The organism is Clostridium sp. CS1-1 (genome assembly GCF_056135525.1).
The window spans coordinates 4,357,081-4,370,066 of the sequence record NZ_CM148680.1; the positions used below are offsets into that span (position 1 = coordinate 4,357,081).

At 31.8% G+C, this 12,986-nt stretch carries 11 protein-coding genes; 5 read left to right on the plus strand and 6 right to left on the minus strand.

Annotated elements, in window-relative coordinates; all coding sequences use genetic code 11:
- Window positions 1–124: 124 nt before the first annotated feature.
- From AC0N0V_RS20640 to AC0N0V_RS20655, 4 genes are all read right to left on the minus strand, one after another.
- On the minus strand, window positions 125–1,855 hold the full coding sequence (locus AC0N0V_RS20640) for a phospho-sugar mutase (protein WP_474464600.1): 1,731 nt from the start codon (window positions 1,853–1,855) through the stop codon (window positions 125–127).
- A gap of 139 nt (window positions 1,856–1,994) precedes the next feature.
- Entirely contained in the window at window positions 1,995–2,975 is a 981-nt protein-coding gene (galE, locus tag AC0N0V_RS20645; RefSeq protein ID WP_474460707.1) for a UDP-glucose 4-epimerase GalE, read from the minus strand.
- A 38-nt stretch (window positions 2,976–3,013) separates the two neighbouring features.
- A complete protein-coding gene (locus AC0N0V_RS20650) occupies window positions 3,014–4,174 on the minus strand; it encodes a galactokinase (protein ID WP_474460708.1) in 1,161 nt (386 codons plus the stop codon).
- Between the two features lie 353 nt (window positions 4,175–4,527).
- On the minus strand, window positions 4,528–5,112 hold the full coding sequence (locus tag AC0N0V_RS20655) for a 50S ribosomal protein L25 (RefSeq protein WP_474460709.1): 585 nt from the start codon (window positions 5,110–5,112) through the stop codon (window positions 4,528–4,530).
- 230 nt (window positions 5,113–5,342) lie between these two features.
- Here AC0N0V_RS20655 and AC0N0V_RS20660 point away from each other — a divergent pair, with 230 nt between their 5' ends.
- Window positions 5,343–6,803: an aminotransferase class I/II-fold pyridoxal phosphate-dependent enzyme gene (locus tag AC0N0V_RS20660; protein WP_474460711.1), complete on the plus strand. Its 1,461-nt coding sequence runs from the start codon at window positions 5,343–5,345 to the stop codon at window positions 6,801–6,803.
- Between the two features lie 56 nt (window positions 6,804–6,859).
- Here AC0N0V_RS20660 and AC0N0V_RS20665 read toward each other — a convergent pair whose 3' ends face one another.
- Together AC0N0V_RS20665 and AC0N0V_RS20670 are read right to left on the minus strand one after the other, a co-directional pair.
- On the minus strand, window positions 6,860–7,756 hold the full coding sequence (locus AC0N0V_RS20665) for a phosphate butyryltransferase (RefSeq protein WP_474460712.1): 897 nt from the start codon (window positions 7,754–7,756) through the stop codon (window positions 6,860–6,862).
- 224 nt (window positions 7,757–7,980) lie between these two features.
- Window positions 7,981–8,994, minus strand: coding sequence for an alpha-hydroxy-acid oxidizing protein (locus tag AC0N0V_RS20670; RefSeq protein ID WP_474460713.1), 1,014 nt, complete (start codon window positions 8,992–8,994; stop codon window positions 7,981–7,983).
- 311 nt (window positions 8,995–9,305) lie between these two features.
- Between AC0N0V_RS20670 and AC0N0V_RS20675 the strand changes: the two genes are divergently transcribed.
- The 4 genes from AC0N0V_RS20675 (at window position 9,306) to AC0N0V_RS20690 (ending at window position 12,862) form a co-directional block, all read left to right on the plus strand.
- A complete protein-coding gene (locus AC0N0V_RS20675; RefSeq protein ID WP_474460714.1) occupies window positions 9,306–9,854 on the plus strand; it encodes a glycosyltransferase family 32 protein in 549 nt (182 codons plus the stop codon).
- A gap of 161 nt (window positions 9,855–10,015) precedes the next feature.
- Window positions 10,016–10,858 (plus strand): hypothetical protein, encoded by an 843-nt coding sequence (locus AC0N0V_RS20680; protein WP_474460716.1) that lies wholly within the window; start codon window positions 10,016–10,018, stop codon window positions 10,856–10,858.
- Between the two features lie 2 nt (window positions 10,859–10,860).
- On the plus strand, window positions 10,861–11,592 hold the full coding sequence (locus AC0N0V_RS20685) for a hypothetical protein (RefSeq protein WP_474460718.1): 732 nt from the start codon (window positions 10,861–10,863) through the stop codon (window positions 11,590–11,592).
- Window positions 11,593–11,821: 229 nt separating this feature from the next.
- A complete protein-coding gene (locus tag AC0N0V_RS20690) occupies window positions 11,822–12,862 on the plus strand; it encodes a hypothetical protein (protein WP_474460719.1) in 1,041 nt (346 codons plus the stop codon).
- Window positions 12,863–12,986: the final 124 nt, after the last annotated feature.

Below are 12,986 nucleotides of genomic sequence, written 5' to 3' on the forward strand. Positions count from 1 at the left end.
TATATTTTCATTTTTCCAATACTATGAATTTTACTACAAACCGTGTACAGAATCAAATTTTTTAAAGACGTATGAAAAACAGGGAATCCTCCAATTTTACTAATCAGGTTCCCTGTTCTATAACTTAACAGTTGCAAGCTCTATCTATAATTCCTTTAACCTCTTGTTCAAAAGCATTCATCTTTTCATCTGCATTCTCTAAACTATTTCCAGTCACAGATAAGTAAATCTTCATTTTAGGCTCAGTTCCAGAAGGTCTTACTACAAACCAAGAGTTATCCTCTAATATAAATTTAAGAACATTAGATTTAGGTAAATCAATTTTATTTTCCTTTATATTCACCAAATCTTTTTCAATCCCTAATTTATAGTCTGCTTTTTTAACTATCTTACTATTTCCTATAGTGAAGCTCATGGAGTGTCTTAAATATTCAAGGGATTGTTGTATCTTCTCTTGACCCTCTTTTCCTGCTAATTCTATTGATAATAGTTTTTCCTTGTAGAATCCATATTTATTGTAAAGGTTCATTAAAGCCTCATATAAACTCATACCCTTACTTTTATAATAAAGAGTCATCTCACATATTAACATAGCAGAACTAACTGCATCCTTATCTCTTACAAAATCGCCTGCAAGATATCCGTAGCTTTCCTCAAACCCAAATAAATATGTTCTATCTCTACTTTCTTCAAATTCTTTTATCTTCTCACCTATATATTTAAAGCCAGTTAAAACATCTATAAGCTCTATTCCATAATCCTTAGCTATAGCTGCTGCCAATTCAGTAGTAACTATAGTTTTTATTACAACACCATTTTGATCTAATTTATTTAATTCTTTTGATGATGATAACATGTAATGAGTTAAAAGAGCCCCTGTTTGGTTACCAGTGAGAACCTTATATTCTCCTGTACTATCTTTTACTACAACACCTATTCTATCACAATCCGGATCTGTTCCAAATATTATATCTGGCTGAATATTTTTTGCCATATCTAACGCAATACTAAACACCTTAGGTTCTTCTGGATTTGGATAGGCTGCCGTAGGAAAAGTTCCGTCTGGCTTCTCTTGTTCCTTAACAATACTTAAGTTAGTATATCCTAATTCTTCGAGAACTCTTCTAATAGGAATATTTCCTGTTCCATGTATAGGAGTGTAAATTATCTTTAAATCTTGTGCATGCTTATTAACAAGTTCTTCTCTTATAGTTAAACCTTTAACCTTTTCAATGTAAGCCCTATCTATTTCTTCGCCTATTATATTAAGTAGTAACTTTTCTCTTGCATCTTCCATACCCATTGTCTTAATCTCAGAGTAATCTATGTCTTGTATATGCGATAAAATTTCTTTTGCGGAAGCATCTGTAACCTGTCCACCATCTTCCCCATATACTTTATATCCATTATACTGCTTTGGATTATGTGATGCCGTGATCACTATACCGGCCTTACACTTTAAATGTCTGACAGTATAAGAAAGCATAGGTGTAGGTCTCAAGTCCTCGAACAAATATACCTTTATGTTATTTGCACATAGATTACAAGCAGCAGCCTCTGCAAATTCCTTTGACATTATTCTAGAATCGTAAGCAATAGCTACTGAAGCATTTCCATCATATTTGTGTAATAAATATTCTGATAATCCCTGAGTTGCTTTTCCAACAGTATGTATATTCATTCTATTTGTTCCGACTCCTATGACCCCTCTAAGTCCACCAGTTCCAAACTCTAGGTCCTTATAAAATCTATCTTCTATTTCTTTCTCATCTACTATATTTCTTAATTCCTCTTTCGCCGCATTATCTAGGAACTCTGAATTTATCCATAACTCGTACTCTTCTCTATACAATATTTCCTACCTCCCAAATTATGTAATAATTGTCACCAATTATTATACTATAGATTATAAAATAAAACACTAATATTTTCACTAAATTGTAACACATTATATAAACTAAGAAGTGAGGTGCCCACCTCACTTTACCTTAATCTTAATACCCATTTGGATTACTTTTGTGCCAATTCCAAGCTGTTTCTATAATAGTTTCAAGGGAATTATACCTTGGCTTCCAAGCTAATTCGTTTGTAGCTTTATCTGATGAGGCTATAAGAACAGCTGGGTCTCCTGCTCTTCTTGGTGCTACTTCTGCTTTTATATCTTCTTTGGTTACTCTTCTAGAAGTTTCAATCACCTCTTTTACAGAAAAGCCTCTTCCATTCCCTAAGTTATAAATTCTACTTTCTCCACCACTTTTTAATCTATCTAAAGCTAGTAGATGCGCATTGGCTAAATCAGTTACATGTATATAATCTCTTATACATGTTCCATCCTCTGTATTATAGTCATCTCCAAATATCATAATTTTATCTCTTTTTCCTAAAGCAACTTGTAATATTAGTGGAATTAAATGTGTTTCAGGACTATGATCTTCACCAATTTTTCCACTTACGTGAGCACCTGCAGCATTAAAATATCTTAAAACAGTATATTTTATTCCGTAAGCTTCATCACACCATCTTAACATCTTTTCAACCATAAGTTTTGATTCTCCATACGGGTTAACAGGTATAGTTTTATCCTCTTCGAGTATTGGTATGTTTTCTGGTTCACCGTAAGTAGCCGCAGTTGATGAAAATACTATATATTTCACATTATGCTCCTGCATAGCTTTTAGTAAACTTATGGTGGATCCTACGTTATTTTCAAAATACTTTAATGGCTGAGTTGTACTTTCTCCCACTAAAGAATCTGCTGCAAAATCTATAACTGAATCAATTTTATTTTCAGTAAATATCTTATCCAATATACTTCTATCTCTTAAATCACCATCATATAATTTTCCACCTAAAACCGCTCCCCTATGACCTTTTTGAAAGTTATCTAAAACTATAACTTCCTCACCTTTTTCAATAAGCTCTGCAACCATATGGCTTCCTATATATCCTGCTCCCCCACAAACTAAAACCGCCATGTTATAAACCTCCTAATTTCTTCTTGACTTAATTCATCTTAATTTAATTGCCCTGTGCCTTCCCCAATATCAGTTAGGTAAAAGCTAGGTGCATATCCAATCTTCTTTATGTAATTTTCTGATACCTTACTCATAAGTGCGTTCACATTAGACTTCCTTACTAAAGCTATTGCACATCCAGCAAAACCTGCTCCTGTCATTCTAGCTCCGATACACCCATCTACCCTTAGTGCTTCTTCTACTATAGTATCCAATTCAACCCCTGTCACTTGATATAAATCTCTTAAAGAATTATGAGACTGTATTAACAGACCAGCAAATTGCTCAATCTCTCCTTTTTCAAGGTGATTAAATGCTGCCTTAACTCTTTCATTTTCATAAACAACATGTTTAGCTCTGTTTCTAACATTTTCCTTCTCTATTAAACCTTCTAAGGAATCGAATTCTTCAATAGTAAGTTCACATAAAGCATTTATATCTTTTTCTTCTTTTATTATAGTTAGAGCTTCTTCACACTCATTTCTTCTTTCATTATATTTAGATTCATTTAAAGCTCTTCTTTTATTGGTATTCATTATAACTAAGGCATACTCTCTAAAATTAACATCTACATATCTATATAATATATTATTACAATCCAAAAGAATAGCCTTATTCTTTTTTCCCATACCAACTGCAAATTGATCCATTATACCGCAGTTTACTCCAACGAAGTTATTTTCTGCTTCTTGGCCCATTTTCACTAAGTCTACTCTATCTATCACACCTTCATTAAATAAATTATTTAGTATCACAGCTATTAAAACTTCTAACGAAGCTGAAGAAGATAATCCAGATCCATTAGGTATATTTCCACCTACAATAACATCCATCCCTTCGACATTGTACCCATGCTTCTGCATTACACTTACAACACCTTTAGGATAATTAGCCCAATCATCCTCTTCTTTATAAATTACATTATCTAAATTCACAGTTACCTTTAAATCAAAGTTTTTTGAGGCTAGGTTGAGTATTCTGTCATGTCTCTTTCTAACACATGCATATGTTCCTAGCTCTATAGCACAAGGAAACACACATCCTCCATTGTAATCAATATGTTCTCCAATAAGATTAATTCTTCCTGGCGAATAAAAAGATATAATTTCACCTTCTCCATAAAGAGATAAAAATTCTTTTTTTAATTCTTCTATATCCATATAAATCTCCCCTTTATAAAGTACTTCAACAATCGATGTTTAAAGTACTTTCAATAAGCTATACTATCTTTTCTTTTATATTTAAACTGTAATCTAATAAAATAAACTAAATCAACCTTGGTTTTACTATCATCTTAATATATGTAATAATTATCCTGTGTTACATTTATATTCAAGATATTTTAAATTAATATTTAAAACTTAAAAAGTCAGAGAAATAATAATGAAATTATTCCTCTGACTTTTTAAATTCTATCTGTTACTTATTAAATTGTATATGAACTAATCTTGGGCTTCATTAATATGAAGAAACCCTAATAATTTAATTTCTTATTATATTATAGTTGCAACAGCTAAGGTAACTTATGTTCTTCAGTATCCATTTCTGATGGTCTCTTGTTCATAGTAATAGCTGCAATTATTGTATCTAAATCTTCAACAAAAGTTATATCTTGTGCCATCTCTACATCACTTAATCTATATGAATCACCTATTTCCAATGATGCTAAGTTAACATTAACGTACTTAGGGATACTATCGCTGTTGCATATTACTTTTACATTACTTTTTTCTTTCTGAACAGCTCCCCCTTTTTTCATTATTAAATCCTCACCACTAAATAAAATTGGTATTTCCGCATTAACTTTTTGATTTGCAGATAACTCTTCTAAATCTAAATGAACTATTTTATTATGTACTGGATCTCTTTGAATTTCTTTAATTAAAGTCTTATGGTTTTGTCCATCCAAATTAACATTTAGTACTCCATGCTCACCACTTCTAGCAATTTCTTTATTTAGTTCCAATTCACTGATTTCAAACAACATATTATTTATATTTTTACCGTACATAACTCCAGGTATCTTACCTGACCTTCTTCCTTTTTTAGCGTCATGTACTTTTTTCTTTTCTCTCTTATGTAATACAATATTTTCCACACTAACTCCTCCATATCTTATGTTTTATCACATTATTAATTATTTACAATGTTTGCTATATTATTCACCTAGTTTTAATTAAAATATTTATTTTATAAAATTAATTCATATTGTTGCATTTACAATACATTTAACATATAATTATATTGGTTTAAGAGAAAACGTAGGCCAACCCTTTAACCATCAGTGTTTAAAGGGTATATTTTTATGAAAGAAGGTGCTCTATCAAGGTGTATAAGTTAGATCAAAATGAAACTCCTTTATTTGATGCATTAATGGAGTATGTAAATAGAGAAACAATTCCTTTCCATGTTCCTGGTCACAAAAAAGGAATCGGCATAGATGAGGAATTTAAAAACTTTATTGGGCAAAATCCATTTAAAATTGATGTTACTGTTTTTAAATTAGTAGATAGTCTTCATCATCCTACTGGTCCAATAAGAAAAGCTCAGAAGTTAGCTGCTGATGCATATGGTTCAGATGCTGCTTTCTTCTCGATTCACGGTACTTCGGGGGCAATACAGACCATGATTATGTCCGTGGTATCTGCTGGAGAAAAAATAATAATTCCAAGAAATGTGCACAAGTCTGTTACTGCTGGAATAATCTTAAGTGGTGCAGTACCAGTTTATATGCAGCCTGCACTTGATAAAAATGTAGGTATAGCTCATGGAGTTACTCCTGAAACTGTAGAGAAAACTCTGAAGGAAAATCCGGATGCCAAAGCTGTTTTGGTGATAAATCCGACTTACTATGGAGTGGCTACAGATTTAAAGAAGATAGCAGATATAGTTCACAGCTATGATATTCCTTTAATTGTAGATGAGGCTCATGGGCCACACCTTGGTTTCAATGATAAATTGCCAGTATCAGCAATGAAATGCGGAGCTGATATTTGCGCTCAAAGCACTCATAAAATAATTGGTGCCTTAACTCAATGTTCTCTATTACAAGTTCGTTCTGAAAGAGTTGATGTAAATAGAGTTCAACAGATCTTATCATTATTACAAACAACTTCGCCTTCATATATATTAATGGCTTCTTTAGATTGTGCTAGAAGACAAATTGCTCTTAACGGTAAAGAGCTTTTAGAGAAGACTATTGAACTAGCAACTTATGCTAGAAATGAAATAAACAAAATTCCTGGTTTCTATTGCTTTGGTGAAGAAATCCTTGGAAATGAAGGTGTTTATGCACTTGATCCTACTAAAATCACAATAACATGTAGGGAACTAGGCATAACAGGTTATGATTTAGATATGATATTGTCTAATAAATATCATATACAAATGGAACTTTCAGATTTGTATAATGTTTTAGCTGTTGGATCTTTTGGAGATACACCGGAAAGTATAGATGCATTATTAAATGCTTTAAGAGAAATAAGCGAAGAGTATTATGGAAAAGGAAACCAAAAATCTGACTTTATCGATATGCCTGCTATTCCAAAGCTGCTTAAATTACCTAGAGAAGCCTTTAACAGTGCTAAAACTCGTGTAGCATTAAAGGATAGTATTGGTCAAGTAAGTGGTGAGTTCTTAATGGCATATCCTCCTGGAATACCAGTACTATGTCCTGGTGAGGAAATTACTCAAGAAATAGTAGATTATGTTCAAAAGCTTAAAGAAACTGGATTATATGTTCAGGGAACAGAGGATCCAGAGGTTGAAAATATTAAAGTTGTAAAGTAAAAGTTTGTTTTGGATGGTATTTTAGATTCTCTAAAATACCATCTTTTAACTTATAATTAAGAAATCACTGATCCAAGTGCAATTGAGTAGAGTTTTGATTGAGCAGTATCTGCTCTTGAAACAAGAACTACAGGGCACTTAGCTCCCATAATAACTCCTGCACTCTCTGCGTTTGCAAAATAAGTCATAGATTTTCCAAGGAAGTTTCCTGACTCTATATTTGGAACTAGGAGTATGTCTGTGTCTCCAGCTACGTCACTAACAATTCCTTTATGCTCTGCTGCCAATTTTGATACAGCGTTATCTAATCCAAGTGGTCCATCTATTATACATCCCTTTATTTGTCCCCTCTTGTTCATTTGACTGAGAACTGATGCATCTATTGTGGCCTGCATTGAAGGATTCACTACCTCAACTGCACAGATTGGTGCAACCTTAGGTGTTCCTATTTCTAGCTTGTGAGCTACTTTAACTGCATTGTTTACTATTCCAACTTTCTCCTCAAGAGTAGGATATGGAACCATTCCGCCATCAGTTAGCAATATAAGCTTATGGTAAGCAGGTACATCATATACCATAACATGGGATAACAAACCATTTCCTCTAAGCCCAGCTTCTTTATTTAATACAGCTCTTAATAAATCTGCAGTTCCTAGCATTCCTTTCATAATAAAATGAGCCTGTCCATTTGATACAAACTCTACAGCTTTTGCTGCAGCTTTTATAATATTCTTCTCATCAACTATTTTAATATTGTCCATATGTAGGTTATCTTCTTCTGCAATTTTCTTTATTTCAGCTTCATCTCCAACTAAAATTGCATTAACTATCCCTAACCTAACAGCTTCAGTAACTGCAGTTAAAACTTCCTTATCCTGAGCGACTGCTACCGATAAAGTCTTTCTTTCTTTTTCTCCTGCTAGGTTCAATAATTCATCAAGCTTTTTTATCATAAAACATCTCCCCCTTTTATATTGTAACCGTTTTAATTCAATATAATTATATCATTTGCACACCATCTTAGCAAATGCAGCAACAACTATGTTATAAGTATCAAGTCATGGGGAAACTGCGACTTAATCTAAGTTCAGTTTGAATTATAGTTTCAATACACTTTAAATCTAATATTGTAACATTCTGTGTTAAGATTAAGACGCACTTTTTTAGTGTTAAAATTTTAGTATATAATTCTGTCTGTAATATCCTTTACTGTTTTACATCCAGTAAGCACCATTGCTGATTTTAATTCACTCTTTAAGTTTTCCATATATACTTTGACACCTTCTCTTTGTCCACCAAAGGAAGCAGTTACAAAAGGTCTTCCGATTAGTACTGCGTCAGCACCTAATGCTAACATTTTAAGTACATCTACTCCATTTCTAACTCCACCATCTGCTAATATAGTAACTTTTCCCTTAACAGCTTGTGCAATTTCAGGAAGAACATCTGCTACTCCTGGAGTTTGATCTAGTACCCTTCCTCCATGATTTGAAACAACTATAGCATCAACACCTGCTTGTACTGCTAATTCAGCTTCATCAGCAGTCATTATGCCTTTTAGTATAAATGGTAACTTTGTGCTTTCTACAATTTCCTTTATATCTTCTACTGTCTTAGGTCCAACTGGTTTGCCATGAAGTGCAAGAGTTATAAGTCCTGCTGCATCTATATCCATACCAACAGCAAAAGCACCAGCTTCTTCTGCAAGCTTTATTTTCTTTATAACATTGCTATTTTCCCAAGGCTTTATAAAAGCAATTCCTTCTCCATTAAATTTCTTTAATTGTTCTAGGTTTGTAATTAGGAATGAGTCTACAGCAGTATCTCCTACCATAGGATAGATTCCAGAATCTAGAGAACCACCAATGACCCAAGAAATATATTCTTCTTCTGTAAACTTTCCACCCATATTTAAAGTTGTACCAGAAACAGGTGCTGCAAATACTGGAACCTCCATTTTCTTACCAAATAGTTCTATTGAAGTATCTGGGTCTTTAGCATCATGTATTACTCTCATGTTTAACTTATATGAATTTAGTGCTTCTATGTTGCCTAAAAAAGCATCTCCTGTACCTTTCCCACCCATACCTGGAACTTCACCTGCACAAGCTTTTCCATTACATACTGGACAAACCCTACAGCTTCCATTTAAATTTTGACGAGCATTTTTTAATACCTCTTTGTAATCCATTGATAAATACCTCCCCATTCTACTGATTACCAGCTCCAAGGCTTCACGTCTAGAGTTAGTAATACCAAATATTATGTAGTTCTTAAATAGTAACTTACGCTAAATATTTACATATAAATTTATTTTAGATCTACGTTTTCATTATAATTTATTTAGTAATTTACTGCAATAAAATGGGGGCAATGAGATTTATTTCACTCCCAAACTACATTCTGCATATAATAAAGATTATCAACTTTATCGGAGGCTAAAATATGTCTCATCAACTAATACCTAAAACATTTCACCGTATATGGCTCGGAGATACTCCTATGCCTGTAGAATTCATAAACTCCGGAAGAAACTGGTGTCATAAGCACCCAAGCTGGGGGATAAAATTATGGACTGATGGAAATATGATAAAACTAAAGAATCAAAAATCATATGACTACGAACTTTCTCCTGTATTAAAAGCAGATATTGCTAAACTTGAGATCCTGTATAATTTTGGTGGCGTCTATATAGATTGTGATTTTGAATGTTTAAAGAATATTGAACCTTTGCTTGATAATATCAGGATTTTTGCTTCATATGAAAGCCCTGATATAGTTTCTACAGCAATTATGGGCTCCGTTCCTAGAAGTTCTGTTTTAAAATCTCTGATTGACGGTGTTCCTGAAGCACTTAAGATTAAAAGGCACAATACTATAAATTACAGGTTGGGTCAAATCTATGCTACTGAAAAGTTCATTGGTAGAAATGACATAAAGATTTTTGACGCTGAGTTATTTTATCCCTATCTATATAATGAAAAACATAAGAAAAACCAAAAATTCCCTAATGCTTACGCTGTCCATCATTGGACTGGTAGCTGGCTATGAGCCGAATATAGTTATAAACGTATTACTTTGGAACTTAATATAACTACTTCTCATATATTAAAATATGCACATACCTTTTAAAACTTAAATTTCATATAATCCACCTGATACCTTAGATAGAAATTTATGTTTTAATGCTAAGTGAGGTGTTTTTATTATTCATGATAAAAATTAAATTTCATGCAAACTGGTGCTCTGATTACCAAATTAGAGAACATTTTAATAGATGTACTATAAATAATAATTATATATGGAAGGATCTATTTATAACCTTAGATGATGATTATGATTTTTTTATAATTATGAATTATCCTCAGCATAATGATTTTCCTCCGTCTAAAACAATAGTATTTCAATGTGAACCTGAGTCCACTAGAATATGCTGGGGTGATTTTTATAAACCAGACTCCAAGGCCTTTTTTAGGGTTTATGATACTGAGCATAACCATAATGTTGACAAATGGTTTATAGGTCTGAACTACCAGCAACTTCTAAACGATAATTTTTCAAAAACCAAGGTGATGTCCGGAATAGTATCTAGTATATATAATTTAGAAGGACACATAGATAGATTTAATTTTCTTAAATACTTAGATACTCTTCCATTCTATGATCACTTTGGCATAGGAGATTTAAATTTTTTAAAATCATTTAAAGGATATTTACCTTGCAAAGAAGATGGGTTAATTTCATATAAATATCATTTTAATGCAGAAAATGTTTATGAAAAAAATTATTTTACAGAAAAAATAATAGATCCTATACTTTGTGAGTGCTTATGCTTTTATGATGGTTGCCCAAACATTGAAGAATTTATTGATCCAAGAGCCTATATAAAAGTTAATTTAAAAGACCCTTACGAAGCCCTTGATATTATAAAATGGAGTATTGAAACTAATGAGTATGATAAAAGATTTCCTTTTATAAAGAAGGAAAAAGAAAAGTTAATGAATGAAATGAATCCACTAAATATTATTTATAAAATAATTAGAGGTGAACTATAACAATGAATGTTTTAGCAACTGCCTGTAATTCTCTATATTTTGATGCTTGTTTAACTCTAATAGCAAGTATTCACCGATTAAGTTTCGATGATGTTGATAAAATACTTGTGTACAACTTAGGACTTACCAACGAAGAAAAAGGACACTTAAATAGTTTGCAAAAAGTGCAACTTATAGATTTTAATTTAGATGAATCTTTTTTCCCTGAATTTTTAACTCCAAATCAATATGCTTGGAAAGCTTATGTTATTAAAGACGCTGGAAACTATGGAGATTTAGTTTTATATCTTGACTCTGGAATAACAACAGTTAAAAATATTAAGTGTATGTATGAAATTATTGAAAAGGATGATATTTTAGTTGTAGGTGATTATCACAGAAATTACACCTATACCCATGAAAAATGCTTTCAAATAATGAATGCAACTGATGAAGAAAGATGTTATTTCCAAATATGTTCAGGAATACAAGGCTACAAAGTTAACGGAAAATACCAAACTTCCTATATAGATGAAGCTCTTAAGTTTTCTAAAATAAAGGATGCTATTTTTGGCAATCATTCGAATCACAGATTCGACCAAAGCATATATTCCATCCTATGTTGTAGAAATAAAGTTTCAAGGCAAGATCTTTATATATACGGTGAATGGAGAAATATTGAAATGAGACCAGACCAGGTTATATATGTCCACAGAAGGTGTTATCATAATTGGGATGGATTAAAATACAAGTAGTCTAATATTGACTAGTTTAACAACTGACTAAATCTTTAGTCAGTTGTTTTTATATCTATGTAACTCATAATTATTCGAAAATCTCCTTCTAATATTTTCATTATAATTAAAGGTATAATTTTTACAAATCTCCGAAAATTATACCATCCAGTAACTTAATATAGTATATCATCATATATTATAATTATGAGTTCTTTTGTTTTAAGCGATTTTTAAGGGAGATTTGTCCATGAAAAATAAGATAGAAGTTAATAAAAAGAAAAGCGGATGTAATGAATACCAAATTAGGTTTAACTCTTGCGAAGAGCGGAAGGAATTAAATTTAGATGTAAATATGTGCTGTTATCTTCCAGAATCTAATGATTATATTGTTTCATTTTCTTCCTGTGAGTTAGATAAATCAATATCTATAAATGCTGAAATTAACCCAAATATTTCTAATTGTAGTATCCTTAATTCCTTGCTTATATCTCCAGCTTGTTGTATCTATGATGAAAATTTCTGTGATTGTAATTTACCTACTGCTCCACCTAAACTTGAACATAAACCTCATCCTAAACCAAAATCTCATCCTGAACCTGAACTTAGGCCTCACTACATGCCAAGGCCAGTGGATGAATCTGATTCCACACAAGACTGTAACGATAGTAAAACCTCTAGTGAATATAATAATATAGATAACAATACAATAATAATTCCAGATGACTGCATTTATGAAATAGTCTTAGATCCTCCTGATGCCATAACTGATGATAACTCGGCTAAACCTCCACAAAAATATGATAATAGATTGGTTGAAAATACCGTTAACAATCACTCTAAAGATAACTTGGTTAACAAAAACTCTACTAACTATAATACTAAGAAACCTTTTGTTAGGGATAACTTAATGAATGAACCTATGCTCTCAAATGATTTTAATGATATTCAAGATAACAAAAAACTAAAAGAGGATAGGGATGTATCAAATAACATATTAACAGGATTAAATCTGTGTAATGGCATTTCAGACTGTAAGGAAGACGTCAGTGCTTTAGATACTACTCTAATTCTGCCACTGTTAAGTACTTTCTTAGATTCCTTCTTAAAATATTATGATAACAACAATACTGATCAAGATAATAAACTTCACAAAGGTCACAATCGTAGTAAACATCATAAAAATAATAAGCATCACAAACACAATAAACTCATTTGCAATGAAACTTTTAATATTCCTAATCTATTAGTTGCATTAATAATAGCAAAGATACTAAAAAAATTTAAATAATATCTCTAAAAACTAATCTATCTTATGTCAGCACTTATATAAAGTAAAAGTAACATTCATTCTAATTTCGCTCAAAAGTATGAACCAAAAATAGCTCACTTTAATAATATATTATTAGGCAAGA

Coding starts and splice junctions, on each gene's coding strand:
- galE (WP_474460707.1), bottom strand. CDS start 2,975: ATGGCGGTTTTAGTTTGTGGGGGAGCAGGATATATAGGAAGCCATATG.
- AC0N0V_RS20650 (WP_474460708.1), bottom strand. CDS start 4,174: ATGGATATAGAAGAATTAAAAAAAGAATTTTTATCTCTTTATGGAGAA.
- AC0N0V_RS20665 (WP_474460712.1), bottom strand. CDS start 7,756: ATGATAAAAAAGCTTGATGAATTATTGAACCTAGCAGGAGAAAAAGAA.
- AC0N0V_RS20670 (WP_474460713.1), bottom strand. CDS start 8,994: ATGGATTACAAAGAGGTATTAAAAAATGCTCGTCAAAATTTAAATGGA.
- AC0N0V_RS20675 (WP_474460714.1), top strand. CDS start 9,306: ATGCCTGTAGAATTCATAAACTCCGGAAGAAACTGGTGTCATAAGCAC.
- AC0N0V_RS20680 (WP_474460716.1), top strand. CDS start 10,016: ATGATAAAAATTAAATTTCATGCAAACTGGTGCTCTGATTACCAAATT.
- AC0N0V_RS20685 (WP_474460718.1), top strand. CDS start 10,861: ATGAATGTTTTAGCAACTGCCTGTAATTCTCTATATTTTGATGCTTGT.
- AC0N0V_RS20690 (WP_474460719.1), top strand. CDS start 11,822: ATGAAAAATAAGATAGAAGTTAATAAAAAGAAAAGCGGATGTAATGAA.